This is a genomic window from Roseovarius sp., assembly GCF_048262375.1.
GTDB lineage: Bacteria > Pseudomonadota > Alphaproteobacteria > Rhodobacterales > Rhodobacteraceae > Roseovarius.
Genome location: NZ_JBLXFE010000001.1, coordinates 166,771 through 184,713, shown reverse-complemented (window position 1 = coordinate 184,713; position 17,943 = coordinate 166,771). Strand labels below are relative to the sequence as shown.

Genomic DNA, 17,943 nt, shown 5'->3' with positions numbered 1-17,943 from the left:
TGGGCAAATGAGCAACGCCAGCCGCCAGACCATCTATCTTCACATCGGCTTTCACAAGACCGGCAGTTCCGCCATCCAGTCGAGTTTCAATGGCTACGCGGACACCGCATTTTGCTATGCCAAGCTCGGCTATGAAAACCATTCCATTCCGATCTACACAATCTTTTCGGGCCATCACCAAAGCTATCACATCTGGAAAAGCGCCGGAATGACTGCTCCAGAGATCGAGGCCCATCGGGACAAGCTGGCCGCCACCACGATCCAGTTCTTTCGCCAAGAGCAGCGGCGTGACGTGATCCTCTCGGGCGAGGATATCTCGGTCATGTCACAAGAGGCATTGCAGCATTTGCACGCGGTCCTGAACCAGAACACTCCCCGCATCGTTGTGATCGCCTATGTGCGCGATCCGGTGTCGTTCATATCAAGCGAACTGCAAGAGCGCATAAAATACGGTGGCATGGGTCACGCTCCGGTACCACCCGGATACCGCGCAAAGCTGGAGCGTGTTTTTCACGTCTTCGGGAGGGAAGCCACCATCATTCGTGACTATCACCGTAGCACGCTCAAGAATGGGGATATCGTAGAGGATTTTGCCGATCTGATCGGCTGCCCCGTGCCGCGACGACCGCGGGATGAGAACCTATCCCTATCGACCGAAGCGGTGCGGGTAATCTACCACCTCAACACTCTCGAGACGACCATCGCCGACCCAAGAGCTTTGACACAGACGCGTGCAAGATGCATCGCGCATCTGCGCGCCCTTTTCCCCGGTCGCTTTGAGCTACCGCGTGACCTGATTTCCGGGCTTGTTGACGCCGCAGATGTAAGCTGGCTCTACGAGAATACAAGGATTGAATACCGGTCTGATGAAGAAGAACATGCACCTGTTTTTTCCCCCGAGGCCCTTGATCTCTTCCTAAGCGAAGTAGAGCCCCGCACCATCGAGCAGATCCGAGATTACCTCGGATCAACCGTCGGCATTTCCGATCTGCCGCGTGACCTCAAGGCCCTCATCTCGCGTTATTTCATGTCCTTTGCATAAGCCTGAGGCTGCGATCATGTGTCCACATGGCGGCCTCACCGTCGCGCGGCACGCCTCTATCGCCCGCGCAGATTTGTGGGGCGGGGCTGGCCACGCGTGACGCTCAAAACTCTTCATCGGTTGACAGGCCGTTCCTGACCGGCACAACGACACACCTTTCAGGCGGGATCTCCGCCAAAGCCCTTGTACGCGGCGAAGGCGACAGCGTTTTGTTGTCAGATTAAGCCATTCTTGCTACGATACATGAGCATAAGATTGATGATTTTTCTGAACAACCACCATTTCCAACCTGAAGGAATTTTCTCCTAAAGGCGACAAAAGGATAGATTCAATGGGCATTGAACTCGACGCCTATAAGGCGCGCACAGATCAAACAATCCCTAGATTACAAGCACTTCAAGACGTCACATCAAAAATTAGCACACTCGTTTCCGTAGCACAATTTGGGATCAAGAAATACAAGACCGCCGATAAGACTGCCGAAAAAATAGACGATTCCCTGTTTACGGTGAGCAATCTGCTCACAGTTGCCGGATTTGTTGCGCCGCTCAAGACACCGGTAACTGCGTTAAAGAGGGTTTTGGACCGGATTGAGCCAACAGTAGACAAGATCGACGACAAGTTTGACGAAATCAGCGGCAAGGATGACAGCTCGACACCCGAAACAGAAGGGGATGGCCAGTTTGTCGAGAATCTCGAAACCGGCCTTTCTGGCGCAAAGCTGACACTCAGCATCGTCTCGGACGCGCTTACGCTCAGAGTGAGACAGCTCGAAATCGCCTCTGAGGCCACGGGAAATTTCAAGGAAGCGATCAGCGTCGCCACGCGCGGCGCAGAGGTCTGGAGCGGAACCTACACCGCCCTCAACTCTGCCATTGAGGCGCAGATGGCTGCGCGCAATGCGCTGATCGAGGGCGTTGAAACCTTGTATACCAACGTCAAGGCAGAGGTGGACGCATTCCTTGCAGTGCTGGTGGATATCGACTTCGAGCAAATCCTTGGTGATCTTGTTGATCTCGATGAGATAGGCAAGATCTTCGATTTCCTGAAAGCGCCACTCAGTGCAGCCGAGAGCCTGCTTGCTCCAATCCAGCCGCTTTTGAATGCGATCGACGCACTGATCGGGCTGATCGTCAATCCGATCATAGATTTCGTGATCGAAACTCTGAATCTCGACAGCATTCTGGAGGCCACAGAGGCGGCAATTGATGCGCTTATTCCTTCGATCGACCTTCTGGATGCGTTCGAACAGCTGATCCAGCCGCTGCAGGATTTCCTACTGGAATACATCGTGGACGGGCTTGGCACCATTCCGCTTTTGGACACGGTTGAATCGGCCTTTTTCGGGAATGTCGTGGGCGAGGCCGATCAAGGCCCCACAGGCTGGGGCAATGATGTCGCCAATCTGCTTGCGGGGGATGACGGCGATGACATTCTTGATGCCCTTGACGGCAGTGACATAATCTTTGGCGGTGGCGGCAACGATGTCATCATTGCAGGCGCGGGCTCTGACAGTCTCAACGGCGGCGCGGGCGCTGATCTGTTCTATTTCGCGGCCAGCTTTACCGAATATGAATTGGCACGCGACCCGGATACCGGGGATATCATCGTTAGCCACCTTGCGCCTCAAACCAATGTAAACACCGGCATCGACGTTCTGGTCGCACTTCAAGACATCGACAACGTCGTGTTTACCGACATCTCTTTCACGGGGGCCGAGCTCAACAATGCGCGCATCGGCGGTTCAATTCTGAATGGCGACCAATTGGGATTCGCCCAAGACGATTTGATGTTCCTCAATGCCTCCGGCACCCCGATTAACGGATTTCATGTCGCAAACGGTCTGGGCGGAAACGACCGGATTTTTGGCTCGACACAGAATGATCAGCTGAACGGCGGGGCAGGCAACGACGTGCTGTTGCCCGGCCTTGGCAACGATCAGGCGAATGGCGGCTCCGGCACTGATACGTTTCAGGTGCTCAGAGGGGCAAATTCGCGTCTCAGGGTGGATTTGATCGACGGCACATCCTTTGGACAGGGTCAGGACACGCTCAGTTCCATCGAGAACGTCGTCGCCTCACCCGATGAGGATCACATGATCCGTGGCACCAACAGCGCCAATGTGATCTTTACCGGCGACGGGATCGACGTGATCAGCGGCCTTGGCGGAAACGATACCATCGATGCAGGGGGCGAGGATGATTATATCGTCGGCGGGGCCGGGGCCGATGTGATCAATGCGGGGGCTGGCGGTATCGACGTCATGATTTCCGGCAGCGCGGCACAGGCCGGGGTCAGCGATCATTACATCGGCGGCGACGGGTTTGACGTTTTGTCCTACACGAGCTCGTCCAACACGATCAAGTTTGATGTCAGCGATCAAAGCGATGACCCCTCGATCCTCCAACAACTCAAGAATTACATGCAGGACCTCGAGGCCAGCGGTCCGGTACGGATCGACGCGGGCACAGGGCGTGTGACCCGGTTCGATCTCGCGGGCAACGCAGTTACGACCGACACGACCGATGGTGTTGAAGGGTTCATGGGCTCCGATCTCGCGGATACGCTCTTTGGCGCGCCGACGGCCACGCTTTTGCATGGCGCGGGCGGCGATGATGTGATCCACACCGGCGGCACCCAGAACATCAACGGCGGCGACGGCGACGATCTCATCCTCGTCGAAGAGGTCGATGGCGGCTCGACCGCACTTCAGATCGAAGGCGGCAGTGGTTTCGACCGGCTGCTGCTCGAAGGCGTGGGCGATGCGCGCTGGTTCTATCGCGTCGAAAGCGCGATTTCTCTGACCCTCCGGGCGCACAAGACCACCGTTCAGGGTGAAGACCTGCGCAACGCCAACGACGTGTTCTTTTCGCTCAAACCCACCAGCGTCGAGGAAATCTCGCTTGGCAATTTCAACGACCACGCGATCTATGCCCCCGGCGGCAGCGCGACGGCAGTGTTCTTCCTTCAGGATGGGAATGACCGCTTTGACGGCGAAAACGGCTTTGCCGATGTGCATGCTGGCAATGGTAATGACATCGGAAACTTCAACCGTGGCGGCGGAGGCATTTTTCGCGCAGGCGCGGGCGACGATTTCGCTGTTTTCGACGACACCGATACCGACAATGCCGCGATCATGGGGGCGGATAACGATGTCGTCCGGATCGAGCGGTTCCGCGGCAATGCCGATGGCGGCACCGGCTATGACACGATTGCCTTCGACGTGAACTTTAACTCGCGCATTGTCGCTGATCTGGCGGCAGGGACGGTGGTGTCGTTCAAAGGGCTGATCGTCAACAATGCCGAGCAGGTCGACATGACCCTGCAGAATTTTGAAGTGATCATCGCCACCGAATTCAACGACCTGATCGACGGCAGCAGCCTGTCGGAACAGATTCTGGGGCGCGGCGGCAACGACACGCTCCGCGGCGCAGATGGCCGTGACAAACTCTTTGGCGGTGCGGGCAATGACACGCTCGAAGGTGGTGCTGGCGAGGACCTGTTGCACGGCGGCCCCGGCAATGACCGCCTTGATGGCGGTGCCGATAGCGATACTGCGTCTTATGCATGGGCCCGGCCCGGCGGTCTCACCGGCGAAATATTGGCCGACAGTTTCGGCGCGGTGACGGTCAGCTTGGCAACCGGCACAGCGACAGGCGCATTCGGCACCGATACCTTGATTTCAATCGAGAATGTGATCGGCACTGGCGCAGGCGACATTCTGACCGGGAATGACCTCGACAACATGCTCTCAGGTGGCGGCAGCAACGACAGCCTTGAGGGCGCAGGCGGCGATGACATTCTGATCACAGGCTCGGGCAATGACTCGGTTTCGGGGGGGGCTGGTGACGACACCGTCGTCGTTGGCCTCGGCACCAAAAACCTGAGTGGCGGCGCAGGGTTCGATACGCTCGACTTTGGCACGGTCTCCGGCTCCGTGGCCCTGAACTTGGGCACCGGCACATACACTGGCAACCTGCTCGACAAATCGCCGCGTTGGGCGGACCTTGATCCCAACGGCGACGGCATCGCGGAGAGTGATGGAACCGAGGCCCGTATCTTTGGCGGGGTCGCGCTGACACCGCAAGACGTGCTCGAAGCCAACCCCATTCAATCCAACAGCGCAGATGACCTGAGCCGCGTCCTGCCCTCTCTCACGGATACCGACTTTGCCGCCTTTCAAATCGAATTGATCGACATCGCGAGCGCTGCCTTTGGCAGCTTTCTTGATTTCGAGCGCGTGATCGGCGGCGATAGCAATGACAGCTTTACCGGGACGACCGCAGCGGATCATCTTTCCGGCGCGGGGGGACAGGACAACCTGTCGGGCCTTGCGGGCGATGACCAGCTCAGCGGCGGTCTGGGCGAAGACACGCTCAACGGTGACGCGGGCGATGACACCCTAGAGGGCGGCGCAGGCAACGACAGCCTGCTGGGCGGCGCAGGCTTTGATCTTGCGATCTTCGATGTGGCCTCAACAGAGGTGCGCATATCAGAGGTGGACGGGCTTTTGTCCCTCATCTCGCTCGAGGGCGAGGATACCGTAGAGAGCATCGAGAGCTTCCGTTTCACTGACGCCACCCTCACGCTCAGTCAGGTGCTTGCCCTGCCGCCTGCAGGACGGCAAATAACCGGAACGGCGGGCAACGACGCCATCACTGGCGACGCAGGAGACGACACTCTGATTGGTCAGGGCGGGGATGATTCGATCCTCGGTCTCGAAGGAGATGATGGCGTGTTTGGCGAGGCCGGCAATGACACGTTATCTGGTGGTGACGGCAACGACACGGTGGCCGGCGCGGATGACGATGATGTGGTCAGTGGGGACGCTGGAAATGACTCGCTCGGGGGGGGGCCGGGCAATGACACGTTGAGCGGTGGGGATGGTGACGACATCATGGGGGCGGGCTTTGGCGACGACTCCATGTCAGGTGGCCTTGGCCATGACGTGGTCGCGGGCGGCGCGGGCAACGATACGCTCGACGGCGGCGCGGGCAATGACAGCATGTCCGGCAGCTTTGGCAACGATATGATAAGTGGCGGCGGTGGAGAGGACGATATCGGGGGTGGCACAGGGCGCGACACGATTGATGCAGGCATTGGCAATGACCGGGTCGGTGGTGGTGAGGGCAATGACTCGATCCTTGGCGGAGCGGGCAATGATTTCCTTGCGGGCGGCGGGCGCGACGATGTGATCGTTGGCGGCACCGGCAACGACACGGTCAACGGCGGTGCAGGCAATGACGCGATGACCGGCGGCGCGGGCGCGGATCAGTTCGTGTTCAGCGCATTTGCCGAGGGTGAACGCGACGTGATCACCGATTTCGAGGATGGAATCGACCGAATCTTTATCCGCATCAACAACCCGGACACCGGCACACCCAACATCACCAACGGTGGCAACGGGCTTGCGGGCTTTGTCGCGGCCTTGGGGATTATTGATACGATTGCGGGGGCACAGATCAACGTCAACGGCCATCAGCTGCTGGTTGAGGGCGTAGCTGCGGCAAATCTGACCGTGGATGATTTCCAGTTCCTCTAAGATCGAGAACCCACGCGGTTCCAACATGCGAACACGCCAGAGCCTCCAATGCTTTGGCCGGTCAGATGATGCCAAACTCATTCTTGTAAAGAATTGCATCCCCTTCCCTGCAAGAAAGCGGGCCAGACACAAATGGCGGAAATGCAAGCGCCCTGAGAGGGGGCACAACTGAGGTCTCTGATGTGCGGCCCATCTGGCAGTCGGGATACAGGGGATCGCGCGGAGCAGCGTTAACGCTTGGCGCGCTTAACGATGGCTCACAAGGCCCGGAACCGCGGCAACCAATCCAGCGTGCTCTCGGTGCCAGCGTCGCCCGGCCGGTATTCGGCCCCGAACGGCGTGGTCCAGCCCAGATCGTTGATCTGCGCCAAGAGCCACGGATAATTCACCTCGCCCCGGTCCGGTGCCCCGCGATCCGGCACTCCGGCGATTTGCACATGGCCGATGATTGGCTGATACCGTGCAAAGCACCGCAACAGATCACCTTCCATGATCTGCAAATGATAGCAGTCGAACATCATCCGCAGATTATCCCGGCCCAGAGCCCCAATAATCGCTGCCGCGTGCGCGCTCGATGACAGGTGATATCCCGGCACATCCCGGTGATTGATCGGCTCAATCAGGATATTCAGACCATACGGCGCGGCATGATCGCAGGCATAGGCGAGATTGGCGCGAAAGCTCGCCTCGGCCTCTGCACCGCCATCGGTGCAGCCCGCCATGACATGAACAGCACCCGCGCCGATCGCCTGCGCATAATCCACGGCCTGACGGATTGCCCCGCGCGCCTCAGCCTCGCGCCCACTCAGCGCCGCCAGCCCGAAATCCCCCGCCGCACGGTCACCCGGATGGGTGTTGAGGCCGAGCATCGGCAATCCGGTCTCGATCAGTGCGGCTTTGACCTCTGAGGCAGGGAAATCATAGGGAAAATGGCACTCCACCGCCGCGAACCCTGCCGAAGCCGCAGCGTGAATCGCCGCGGGCAAGGGCCGGTCGGTAAAAAGAAACCCAAGGTTTGCGGAGAAGCGCATCAGTCCCACTCCACCTCGAATTTACGCACCACTTGGCCGATCTGCGCCGCATCCAGCGGACGGGCCCCCGCGCCGCGCAAGAGCAGCGCCAGACGCGCGGTTTCTTCCAGCTCTTCCATCGCGAACACCGCCGCATCCAGATCCTTGGCGGCCACCACCGGGCCGTGATGCGCCAAAAGAACCGAAGACCGCCGTCCCGCCAGCCCCCGGATCGCATCCGCCATCGCGGCATCGCCGGGCACAAAGAACGGCAACAGCGCCACCTTGCCCACCCGCATCACGGCATAGGCGGTGAGCGGTGGCACGGCATTTTCCGGGTCGGTGTCCGGCAGGATCGACAGCGCGACCGAATGGGTGGAATGCAGATGCACCACCGCCCCCGCACTCCGCCGTGTCTCGTAAAAGGCTGCGTGCAGCGGCATTTCCTTGGTTGGCGCATCGCCCGAGATCAAATGGCCAGCAGCGTCAAACCGGCTAAGACGGGCCGGGTCTAACCGGCCAAGACTAACCCCCGTCGGCGTCACCAACAGGCCGCCATCCTCTGTGCGCACCGAGATATTGCCCGACGCCCCGCCGGTCAGCCCCCGATCAAACAGCGACTTGGCCCAAAAACACAGATCCTCGCGCAAACGGCTCTCGGTCATGCGGGATGCTCCATTATCCGAGCGGCCTCTGCAAAAAAGTCTGGCCCGCCAAAGTTACCGGACTTGAGCGCCAGAACAAGGGCATCATTCGCCCGCATGACCGGCACACCGGGGGCAATCTCGGGGCCGATTTCCAGCTGTCCGAGCGACAGACCACTCACCACAGCACCCGACGTTTCACCCCCCGCACTGATCAGCCGGGTCACGCCGCGCGCAACCAGCGCCTGCGCCACCCCGGCAAAGAACGCCTCGATAGCGGCTGCGACAGCTGCCGCGCCAAACCGCGCCTGATCTTGTGCCACGCGGGCCGGGTCCGCAGAGGAATAGATCATCGGAATGCCCTCCTGCGCCAATGCCCACTCCGCCAGATCACCAGCAGAAACCGTCCCCGCCATAACCGCATCGGCCGAAATTTCCCGCGCCGGATTGCAGGCCGCGTGCCGCGCCACCTGCCCCCGCGTCGCCTCGGAACAAGAGCCTGACAGCACCACCGCAGGGCCCATCTGACCGCGCCAAACCTTCTCTTGCACCGACAGCTCGCCACGCGCCCGAAAATTCTCGGGCAAGCCCATGGCAATCCCAGAGCCGCCCGTCACCAGCGGCAAATCTGCCGCTGCGCGCCCCAATGCCATCAGATCATCCTCGCTGACCGCATCCGTGACAATCAGGCGATGCCCGCACACATCCTGCGCCGTCAGCGCCTCGGTGATCGCCTGTGCCCCCTGCCGCACGATCTGCGCACCGATATGCCCGACGCTTCCGCGTGACTGTACCGCCAACCAACGGCGAATATCCGGATCGGACATCGGCGTCAGCGGATGATGCTGCATCCCGCTCTCGCTCAGCAAGCGATCATTCACAAAGAGATGCCCTTGATAAACCGTCCGCCCTGCCCCAGGAAAGGCCGGACAGACGATCACCTGACGCGCGCCCAAGGCATCGGCCAGCGCTTCAGCCACCGGGCCGATATTCCCCTCAGGTGTGGAATCAAAGGTCGAGCAATATTTGAACAAAAACTGCCGACACCCCTGCGCCTGCAGCCACGCCAGCGCCGCAAGCGATTGCGCCACCGCATCCTGCACCGGAATAGACCGAGATTTTAGCGCGACAACCCCCGCTTCGACCGTTGCCGCCGCAGACGTATCAGGCACACCCACATATTGCACCGACCGCATCCCGGCCTTGGTCAGCGTGTTGGCGAGATCGCTCGATCCGGTGAAATCATCACCGATGCAGCCCAAAAGCATCAGTCGCCCTCCGGCAACCGCAGCCCGGCGCGGGCGGCGATATGTTTGGTGATGGCCGCGTCATCCTCGCGCCCAAGCCCCGCCTCAGACGCCGCGCGATATTCGGCCAGCGCGGCCTCGACCAGCGGCAAGCGCAGGGGCACGCGCGCGGCTATATCCGTGACGATCCCCAAATCCTTGGGCCAAATGTCGATCGCCGAACGCGGGCTGTAATCCGCCTCGATCACATGCGGCGCGCGGTTTTCAAACATCCATGAATTGCCCGCCGAGACCTTGATCACCTCCAGAACACGGGCCAGATCCAACTCCTGCGAGGCGGCAAAGCTCAGCGCCTCGCCCATCGCGGCGATATGCACGCCAGCCAGCAACTGATTGACTGCCTTCATCGCCGATCCCGGCCCGGCACGATCGCCAAGCCGATGCACAGTTTCGGCAATCGCCGCCAGCCCCTCTGCCGCGCGATCAAACGCCTCAGGCCGCCCCGACGCCATAATCGAGAGCCGCCCCTCGGCAGCCTTGACCGCCCCACCGGAAATTGGCGCATCGAGATAGAGAAAACCACGGCTTGCCGCCTCTGCCTCCATCTCGCGAGCAAACTCTGGCGCGACCGTCGCACAGCCCAGAATAACACCGCCCTTTTCCAACCGCTCGGCCCAGCCTTCCGGGCCAAAGAGCGCCGCGCGCATTTGGACGGCATTGAGCACAACGCAGACAAGGATACCCGCCTTGGGCGATGTCCGGTCCAGAACCTTACCGCCCGCCCCCGACAAGAGCGCGCAGCGCCCCGCGTCAGGATCATAACCATAGACGTCAAGGCCAGCCCTCAGGGCCGACTGCGCCATGCCAAGGCCCATCGACCCCAGCCCCGCGAAGTGAACGATTTGTGTCATGGACCTACCGAGAGAATGATTTGCATCGGCCAGAGCGTGATGGCCGGGATATAGGTGATGAGCATCAGCGCCCCGAACACGGTCAACACGAACCAAAAGAGGTGTGGGATGACCTTTTCAATCGACAGATTGGCCACCGCACACGCCGCAAAGAGGTTTACCCCCAACGGCGGCGTGATCATCCCCAGTGCAAGATTGACCACGAGGATCAGCCCGAAATGCACCGGATCCACCCCGTAAGACACCGCAATCGGCGCCAGGATTGGTGCAAGCACAAGAATCGCTGCCGAGGTCTCGATAAACATGCCCACCACCAGCAACATCAGATTGACCACCAGCAGAAACGCGATGCGGCTCTCGAAAATATCCTTGAACCAGGCCGCGATTTCATTGGGCAGGCCAGAGCGCGTGATCAAAAAGGAAAACAGCGCCGCCGCGGAAATGATCAGCATGATCGCCGCCGTCGACAAAACCGTCCGCTTCAGGATTTCGGGCAGGTCCATAAACCGCAATTCACGGTAGAATCCCATGCCGACGATCACAGCGGCAGCCACAGCAGCCGCGCTCGCCTCGGTCGGCGTAAAGATACCTGAATAGATCCCGCCCAGAATGACCACGGGCACGATCAGCGCGGGCAGCGCCGCCCAGAGCGCCGGACCCACTTTCGGGCGGTCGCGCCCATCCTCAAGCCCGATACCCCGAAGACGGCAAAGGATCAGCACCAGAGCCATCAGCGACCCAGCCACCAGAATTCCCGGCCCGATCCCTGCCAGAAACAGCTGACCAATCGAGGTGTCCGTCGAGACACCATAGAGGATCAGCGGAATCGACGGCGGAATGAGCACGCCCAATTCGGCAGAGCTTGCCTGCACCGAGGCGGCCATCGGCGCCGGATAGCCGTGTTTCACCATCGCCGGAATAAGGATTGCACCAATCGCAAAGGTCGTGGCCACCGATGAGCCCGAAACCGACGCAAACATCATACAGGTCAAAACGCAGGACGCGGCAAGCCCGCCCTGAACGCCACCCACGATAGATTTCGCCAGTTCCACCAACCGATGCGAGATGCCCCCGGCAGACATCAGATTGCCCGCCAGAATAAAGAGCGGAATCGCCATCAGCGGGAAACTGTCGATCCCCGTGAACATCCGCTGCGCCACCAACAAGAGCGGCAGGCGGCCATTCGCCTCGATACCGATGACGGACGCAAGCCCGATCGCCACGGCAATCGGCACTCCGGCGAGAAAGAAAATTGCAAGAGAAAGAGCCAGCGCCGCGTTCATTGCAGACCCGCCGCGAACTCATGCGCGCCTTGCTTGATCGCGCGCAGCACGCAGCCCAGAATAGCCAGCAGAATGAACACGGACCCCACCGGAAGGGCCGCGTAGACCCATGCGATTGAAATTTCCAGCGCCGCCAGCTTTTGCGACATCACCCGCTCGGTCATCGCCCAGCCCTGCCAGAAAAGGATGCAGAAAAACACCACCGACAATCCCATCGACACGAGATAGAGCGCAAAGCCCAATCGCGGCGGCAGCATCTTTTGCACGATCTCGACCGCGATCATCGCACCCTCGCGAAATGCCGGGGCGACAGCCAGAAACACGCACCAGATCATCGCAGACCGCGTGATCACCTCTGACCATGTCGAGGGGTGCCCGAAAACGAACCGTGTCGTCACCTGATAGAGCGCCAGTCCCGTTGCGATCAGCAGAAAGACGATCGACAACCGCAAGGCCAGCCGGGTCGTCATGGCCTCTAGTTTGAGAAACAGCTTCATAGGTGTCCTTCCGTCAGAAACTGGCGCAGATGTGCGCCAGTTCCAAGATTGCACTGCGGATCACTTGACCGCCTTGATTCGCTCGACCATCTCGCTGCCATGTTGGTCGGTGTAGACCGAATAGGACGCCTCTTCGGCAAGCGCCGCAAAGGGCGCCTTGTCGATATCGGTAATCACCTCCATGCCATTTTCCCGCAAGAGCGCGACACCGGCCTCTTCCAGACGGTTGACTTCGGCACGCGTCGCCGCCGCCGAGGCCTTGGCCGCCGCTTGGAACCAGCCGCGCTGTTCATCGGTCAGACTGTCAAGCAGCACAGGCGAAGCCAGAACTGCTGCAGGCGAATAGACATGTCCGGTGAGGGATACATATTTCTGCACCTCCCAGAACTTGGACGCGGTGATCACCGTCACCGGATTTTCCTGACCATCGACCACACCCTGTTGCAGCGCGGTGAACAACTCAGGAAAAGCCATCGGCGTCGGGGCAGCCCCCATGCCTTCGAACGCCGCCATATGCACCTTGTTTTCCATGGTGCGCAGCTTGAGTCCGGCCAGATCGCCGGGCGTGCGCACGGCGTGCTGCGAGTTGGTCACATGCCGAAATCCGTTTTCCGACCATGCCAGCGCCACCAGATTGTTCTTGCTGATCTCATCCAGCAATTCCTGTCCGATCTCACCATCCAGCACGGTGCGCGCATGGTCGTAATCGCGGAACAGGAACGGCAGATCGAGCGCATAGACCTGCGGCACAAAATTGCCCAAAGGTCCGGTCGATGTGATCACCACATCGAGCGATCCAATCTGCAAACCCTCGATCATGTCGCGCTCGCCGCCCAACTGCCCGGCGGGGGCTTGCTCTCCGGTAAAGGTCCCGCCTGACAATTCGGTCAGCGTATCGATAAACGCCTGCGCCCCGACCCCGTAATGCGACGTGGGCGACAGAGCATGCCCCACCACGATGTTCTGTTGTGCCTCAGCCGCGGTCGCAAGACCCAGTGCGGCAATCGCACCCAATGCGAAATGTTTCATTAATTTCCTCCTCCTTGGTTTCTCGTTGCTTTAAATTCAGGGATTTCCGACCCCGGTCACTCCGCTGCCAGACTGGCCATATACTCCCGTACAATCTCGGCGAAATCCTCATTGGGCGCAAAGCCCAAGGCCTCGGCGCGCGGCGTCACGATCTGCCCCGGCCATGTGGCCACGATCCGTTCAATGGCCGCATCAGGCCGTTCCACGACCAGCGCCGCCACCTCCGCGCCCGCCAACGCCTCCAGCGTGTCGAGCATGGTCCCAACGGTCACCGAAATGCCGGGCAAGGTCACGGTGGTCTCAAGACCAAGCTCGGATTGCGCCAGCGCGACAGCTTTCAGCGTATACTCCAGCGCCTTGGCGGGCGAGGCCAGATGCATGCGCAGCGCCCGCCCCACCGGCAACTCCGCCGCCACACCCGCCAATGGCTCTCGGATGATCCCGCTGGCAAAGCCTGAGGCAGCACGGTTCGGCTTGCCCGCACGCACCGCGATGGTCGGATAGCGCAGCGCTCGGCCCTTGATGAACCCTTTGCGGCTGGCGTCCCGCACCAGCAATTCGCCCATCAGCTTTTGCGTGCCATAGGACGACAGCGGCGCAGGCTGCGTGATTTCGGAAATCGTGTCATTATCGGCACAGGAAAACACCGCGACCGACGAGGAAAAGACAAAAACCGGCGGCTTGCGCAGCGTGCGGCAGGCGTCGATCAACGCAATGGTCGCCTGTAAATTGACCTGCATCCCCAGCGCGTAATCCTCTTCGGCCTGACCAGAGACAACCCCCGCCAAATGGATCACCAGCTCGGGCGCATCCTCGATGATGCGCGCCAACACCTCTGCATCGTCCAGATTTCCCGGCACCGCATGGACCCGCCGACAGGACCGCTCCATCTCGCGCAAGGGTGCCTCGGCAATATCGGTGGCAAGAATAGCCGCAATCCGGCGCTCTTGCCCATCCACCACCAGACTGTCACACTCGGACAGTGCACGCACGACTCTTTGGCCGATGAAGCCTGCCGCTCCGGTAATCAGTATACGCACATCAAATCCCCCTCGCCGCGAACTCAACCAAGTTATGACAGCGCTGTCAATATTCTTCTGCCCTCCTCACTAACCCCCCATAGAGCAGACATGAATTTATTGTGTATTCCTCATAAAATATCGCTTTAACAGCCGGGGCCCCGTGCAACAAATCATCAAGATCACACAGATTCTAAATGACAGCGCAGTCATTTTGCGCAATCTGGACAGTATGGACCCGAACGCACCAGACACACCGTCCCGTCGCCCGACCCTGTCGCAAGTGGCCAAGGCCGCAGGCGTCAGTGAAATCACCGCAAGCCGCGCCTTACGCGGCAGCAGTTCCGTTGCCAAGCAGACCCGTCAGGAGGTCGAAACGGCCGCGCGCGCCCTCAACTATGTGCCGAACCGTCTGGCAGGCACACTCGCGGGCGGCACCTCGCGACAGGTGGGCGTTGTACTACCTTCGCTCTCGAACATTGTGTTTGCGGATGTACTCAAGGGGTTAGAGACCCGGCTCGAACGCGACGGCTATCACCCGATCTTGGGCATTTCACATTACGACGCGGCCCGAGAAGAGCATCTTTTGCGTGACCTTCTGTCTTGGCGCCCTGCGGGCATCGTTCTGGCACCCACCGCCGGAAACGAGGCCACGCGCGCCCTGTTGCACGCCGCCGAAATGCCGGTGGTCGAGGTGATGGATATCGAATCAGATGTGGCCGACATGGCTGTCGGATTTTCGCACCGTGCCGCCGGACGCTCGATGGCGCATTACCTGATCGGGCGCGGCTATCGCAAACTGGCCTATATCGGCCATGACATTTCAACCGATTTTCGTGCAGTGGCCCGGCTTGACGGGTTCAAGGACGGTCTGGCCGAAGTGGGCCTTACCCTCGCGCACAGCCTTGTGCTTTCTGGCCCCTCGTCGGTGCCACTCGGGCGCGAAGGTCTGGCGCAGCTTCTCAGCACAGCCACCCCGCCCCCCGAGGCCGTGTTTTTCTCCAATGACGATATGGCCGTAGGGGGCGTCTTTCATTGTCAAACCGCCGGGCTCTCCATTCCCGGTGACATTGCTCTGGCGGGGTTCAACGGACTCAGCATCGGTCAGGCTCTGCCCACCCCCCTGACCACCATTGCCTCCAACCGCGAACGCATCGGCTATGTCGCCGCCGATCACATCTTGCGCAGCCTCACAGGCGATACCCCGCCCAAGATCACCCGAATAGATTTCCGCCTCGTGCCGGGCAGCACCGCCTAAGGCCCGGCACAAGGCGACGCTGACAATCGCGCGCCAGATTCAGCCCGGCGCTATTCCGGGATGACAAAGCGCCGGTCCGGATGCTCCAGCCAATCCGCGGTTTGCACCCTCAACGCACCGACCAATGGCGCGAACCAATCCCAATTCGCGGCAGCACTGTCATTGACCACCAGCATCTTCTTGCGGCTGTAAATCGGTGCCTCGCGCAACTCGAACAATCGCCCGTCGGCAACATGCGGCGCCGCCAGCGCGCGCGGCAAATAGGCCGACCCGCCACGCTCCAACAGAAATTGCAGCGCCCACCAAGAGCTGTCAAAGCTCACCCGCGCAATCCCGGCATCGTGATAGGTCTCGCCATGGGCACGGCGATACTCCTCACCGTGATCGACGAAAATATACTTGGGGTCGGCCCGGATTGAGGTCACTTCCCGGTCGGAATAGAGCACCAGCTCCTCCGGTGGCAGCGCATGTGCGGTCTGGTTACCCCGCGCCGAGGCCCCATAGGTCAGGATCACATCCACCAGCCCCGCCGCAAGCCAATCCTCCAACTCGCGCCCGCTGCCCTGCTGCACCGACACGGCCATATCCGGGTGTCCCTGCACCACCCCATCGAAGAACAGCCGCCCCGGCCCGTGCCACAGCTCACGATCGCAACCAAAGGTACAAACCGAACTCAGCCCCGCAGGCAGGCCCGTCTCATAGCGCGCCTGCCGCCAGAGCCCGGTCATGATCCGCGCATAGCGCAATAGCTTGGTGCCCGCAGGCGTCAACGTGGTGCCGGATTTCTGCCGATTGAGAAGCTGTTGGCCCAATTCATCCTCCAGCGATTTGAGCCGCGCCGTGACCGTCGATTGCGTCACGTTCAGCTTTTGCGACGCGCGCACCAAATTGCCGGTGTCGACAATGGCCAAAAAGGTTTGCAAGGCGGTGATGTTCATCGTGGGGGCGCTCTCAATTCGGATTTTCCGCATATTTGCAGCAAAACAATTCGTTTTCAAGAATGCTCCTTTTGTGCGACTTTCCTCCGACCCGCCGCATCGGCGCCCCAGATCACTTAGGACAGACCCATGACGATAGAGCTTCGCCGCAGCCTCACTCTTGTGCAACGCACCTACCGCGAAGGGTGGCAAGAGGTGGCAGAACCCACGCTGCTGGTCGCGGCCATGGCGATCATCCGCAACCCGTGGTTCGGGTGCGGTCATGTCGAGGATCTCAGCCCCGAAATCCGCGCGCATGGCCCGGAACTGGGCCGTATGCTGACCGACATGATCCTTGAGGTGACGGGCGACCGGCTCGAAGGCTATGGCAAGGCCAGCATCGTGGGCATGGGGGGCGAGTTGGAGCACGCCATGGCGCTCACCCATACGCTGTGGTTCGGCAATCAATTCCGCGATGCGGTCAAGGCCAAGACCTACCTCGCCTTTACCAATACCCGTGGTGCCGCCGGGGCCTCGCTCATGATCCCGCTGATGGACAAGGACGACGCCGGGCGGCGCTCACATTACCAGACTATCCACACCAGCGTCCCCGATGCCCCCGCCGAAGATGAGATCATCCTCGCCCTTGGTGCCTCGGTTGGCGGTCACCCGCACCACCGCATTGGCAACCGATACGATGACCTGCGCGAAATGGGGCATGATCCCGATAATCCGGCGGGGGTCTGAATGGCCCTTTCCCCGGACGGCACCGCATATGACCTGATCGGCTCGGCGGACGCGCCAGCCATAGTGCTGATCCACGGCCTCGGTCTTTCGCGTAACAGCACATGGGGCGTGATTGCGCCGCTCTTGGCGCAGCGCTTCCGTGTGCTCAGCTACGACCTGCCCGGCCATGGCGAGAGCGCGCCCCACACGGGGCCGCTCACCCTCACCACGCTCGCAACCCAGATCATCACCCTGATGGACCGGCTCGGCCTGCCCAAAGCAGCGCTGACCGGCTTTTCACTTGGCGGCATGATCAACCGGCGTGTCGCCCTCGATCACCCGACGCGCGTGTCGGCTGTAGCCATCCTCAATTCGCCGCATGAACGCGCCCCAGAGCTTCAGGCCCGGGTCGAGGAACAAGCGCGCGATGCCAGCGCAGGCGGGCCCGCCGCCACCATAGACGCGGCTCTTGACCGCTGGTTCACCCCCGAATTCCGCAGTCAGAGCCCGGCAGAGGTCGAGGCCATCCGTAAAACCGTTCTGGCCACCGACCCCGCCAGCTATGCGGCGCACCGGCTTTTACTCGCACAGGGTGTCACCGAACTGATCCAGCCAACGCCGCCTCTGCACCTGCCAGCATTGGTGATGACCTGCGAAAACGACAGCGGCTCAACCCCAGAGATGGCCCACGCCATTGCTAGAGAGATCGCGCAGAGCCACTGCCTGATCCTGCCCGGACTACGTCACCTTGGCCTGATCGAAGCGCCGCAGGCCTTTGCCGGACGGCTCACGCAATTCCTCAGCCAACATGCCTGAGT

General features: G+C 60.7%; 14 protein-coding genes. 5 read left to right on the top strand and 9 right to left on the bottom strand.

The genetic code is table 11. The features are described 5' to 3' along the window. The first annotated feature begins 7 nt into the window (after positions 1-7). Entirely contained in the window at positions 8-1,042 is a 1,035-nt protein-coding gene (locus ACN0SW_RS00890) for a hypothetical protein (protein WP_417725999.1), read from the top strand. Between the two features lie 331 nt (positions 1,043-1,373). After that, positions 1,374-6,584: a calcium-binding protein gene (locus tag ACN0SW_RS00885; protein WP_417725998.1), complete on the top strand. Its 5,211-nt coding sequence runs from the start codon at positions 1,374-1,376 to the stop codon at positions 6,582-6,584. Positions 6,585-6,841: 257 nt separating this feature from the next. Here ACN0SW_RS00885 and ACN0SW_RS00880 read toward each other — a convergent pair whose 3' ends face one another. Genes ACN0SW_RS00880 through denD form a run of 8 tightly spaced genes read right to left on the bottom strand, consistent with a single transcriptional unit; the run spans position 6,842 to position 14,245 of the window. Further along, positions 6,842-7,615, bottom strand: a complete 774-nt coding sequence (locus ACN0SW_RS00880) for a hydroxypyruvate isomerase family protein (RefSeq protein WP_417725997.1) — start codon at positions 7,613-7,615, stop codon at positions 6,842-6,844. Continuing rightward, on the bottom strand, positions 7,615-8,259 hold the full coding sequence (otnC, locus tag ACN0SW_RS00875) for a 3-oxo-tetronate 4-phosphate decarboxylase (RefSeq protein WP_417725996.1): 645 nt from the start codon (positions 8,257-8,259) through the stop codon (positions 7,615-7,617). Before otnC ends, ACN0SW_RS00880 begins: the two co-directional genes overlap by 1 nt. After that, complete coding sequence (gene otnK / locus ACN0SW_RS00870; protein ID WP_417725995.1) at positions 8,256-9,506, bottom strand: 3-oxo-tetronate kinase; 1,251 nt, start codon at positions 9,504-9,506, stop codon at positions 8,256-8,258. The genes otnC and otnK overlap by 4 nt, the downstream gene beginning before the upstream one ends. Next, entirely contained in the window at positions 9,506-10,396 is an 891-nt protein-coding gene (gene ltnD, locus ACN0SW_RS00865; protein ID WP_417725994.1) for an L-threonate dehydrogenase, read from the bottom strand. Before ltnD ends, otnK begins: the two co-directional genes overlap by 1 nt. Continuing rightward, positions 10,393-11,679 (bottom strand): TRAP transporter large permease, encoded by a 1,287-nt coding sequence (locus ACN0SW_RS00860; RefSeq protein ID WP_417725993.1) that lies wholly within the window; start codon positions 11,677-11,679, stop codon positions 10,393-10,395. Before ACN0SW_RS00860 ends, ltnD begins: the two co-directional genes overlap by 4 nt. Further along, positions 11,676-12,176, bottom strand: coding sequence for a TRAP transporter small permease (locus ACN0SW_RS00855; protein ID WP_417725992.1), 501 nt, complete (start codon positions 12,174-12,176; stop codon positions 11,676-11,678). The genes ACN0SW_RS00860 and ACN0SW_RS00855 overlap by 4 nt, the downstream gene beginning before the upstream one ends. Positions 12,177-12,236: 60 nt before the next feature. Further along, the gene (locus tag ACN0SW_RS00850; RefSeq protein WP_417725991.1) at positions 12,237-13,205 is read right to left on the bottom strand and encodes a TRAP transporter substrate-binding protein; all 969 of its coding nucleotides are present in this window, start codon (positions 13,203-13,205) and stop codon (positions 12,237-12,239) included. 56 nt (positions 13,206-13,261) lie between these two features. Next, positions 13,262-14,245 carry a D-erythronate dehydrogenase gene (gene denD / locus ACN0SW_RS00845; protein ID WP_417725990.1) on the bottom strand — a complete coding sequence of 328 codons (984 nt, stop codon included), beginning with the start codon at positions 14,243-14,245 and terminating at the stop codon, positions 13,262-13,264. 142 nt (positions 14,246-14,387) lie between these two features. Here denD and ACN0SW_RS00840 point away from each other — a divergent pair, with 142 nt between their 5' ends. After that, positions 14,388-15,482 carry a LacI family DNA-binding transcriptional regulator gene (locus tag ACN0SW_RS00840; RefSeq protein ID WP_417725989.1) on the top strand — a complete coding sequence of 365 codons (1,095 nt, stop codon included), beginning with the start codon at positions 14,388-14,390 and terminating at the stop codon, positions 15,480-15,482. Positions 15,483-15,532: 50 nt separating this feature from the next. Here ACN0SW_RS00840 and ACN0SW_RS00835 read toward each other — a convergent pair whose 3' ends face one another. Next, the gene (locus ACN0SW_RS00835) at positions 15,533-16,420 is read right to left on the bottom strand and encodes a LysR family transcriptional regulator (protein WP_417725988.1); all 888 of its coding nucleotides are present in this window, start codon (positions 16,418-16,420) and stop codon (positions 15,533-15,535) included. A 129-nt stretch (positions 16,421-16,549) separates the two neighbouring features. Between ACN0SW_RS00835 and ACN0SW_RS00830 the strand changes: the two genes are divergently transcribed. Then, a complete protein-coding gene (locus ACN0SW_RS00830; protein ID WP_417725987.1) occupies positions 16,550-17,146 on the top strand; it encodes an amino acid synthesis family protein in 597 nt (198 codons plus the stop codon). Beyond that, positions 17,147-17,941: an alpha/beta fold hydrolase gene (locus ACN0SW_RS00825; protein ID WP_417725986.1), complete on the top strand. Its 795-nt coding sequence runs from the start codon at positions 17,147-17,149 to the stop codon at positions 17,939-17,941. Positions 17,942-17,943 lie beyond the last annotated feature (2 nt).

Coding starts and splice junctions, on each gene's coding strand:
- ACN0SW_RS00890 (WP_417725999.1), top strand. CDS start 8: ATGAGCAACGCCAGCCGCCAGACCATCTATCTTCACATCGGCTTTCAC.
- ACN0SW_RS00885 (WP_417725998.1), top strand. CDS start 1,374: ATGGGCATTGAACTCGACGCCTATAAGGCGCGCACAGATCAAACAATC.
- ACN0SW_RS00880 (WP_417725997.1), bottom strand. CDS start 7,615: ATGCGCTTCTCCGCAAACCTTGGGTTTCTTTTTACCGACCGGCCCTTG.
- otnC (WP_417725996.1), bottom strand. CDS start 8,259: ATGACCGAGAGCCGTTTGCGCGAGGATCTGTGTTTTTGGGCCAAGTCG.
- otnK (WP_417725995.1), bottom strand. CDS start 9,506: ATGCTTTTGGGCTGCATCGGTGATGATTTCACCGGATCGAGCGATCTC.
- ltnD (WP_417725994.1), bottom strand. CDS start 10,396: ATGACACAAATCGTTCACTTCGCGGGGCTGGGGTCGATGGGCCTTGGC.
- ACN0SW_RS00860 (WP_417725993.1), bottom strand. CDS start 11,679: ATGAACGCGGCGCTGGCTCTTTCTCTTGCAATTTTCTTTCTCGCCGGA.
- ACN0SW_RS00855 (WP_417725992.1), bottom strand. CDS start 12,176: ATGAAGCTGTTTCTCAAACTAGAGGCCATGACGACCCGGCTGGCCTTG.
- ACN0SW_RS00850 (WP_417725991.1), bottom strand. CDS start 13,205: ATGAAACATTTCGCATTGGGTGCGATTGCCGCACTGGGTCTTGCGACC.
- ACN0SW_RS00835 (WP_417725988.1), bottom strand. CDS start 16,420: ATGAACATCACCGCCTTGCAAACCTTTTTGGCCATTGTCGACACCGGC.
- ACN0SW_RS00830 (WP_417725987.1), top strand. CDS start 16,550: ATGACGATAGAGCTTCGCCGCAGCCTCACTCTTGTGCAACGCACCTAC.
- ACN0SW_RS00825 (WP_417725986.1), top strand. CDS start 17,147: ATGGCCCTTTCCCCGGACGGCACCGCATATGACCTGATCGGCTCGGCG.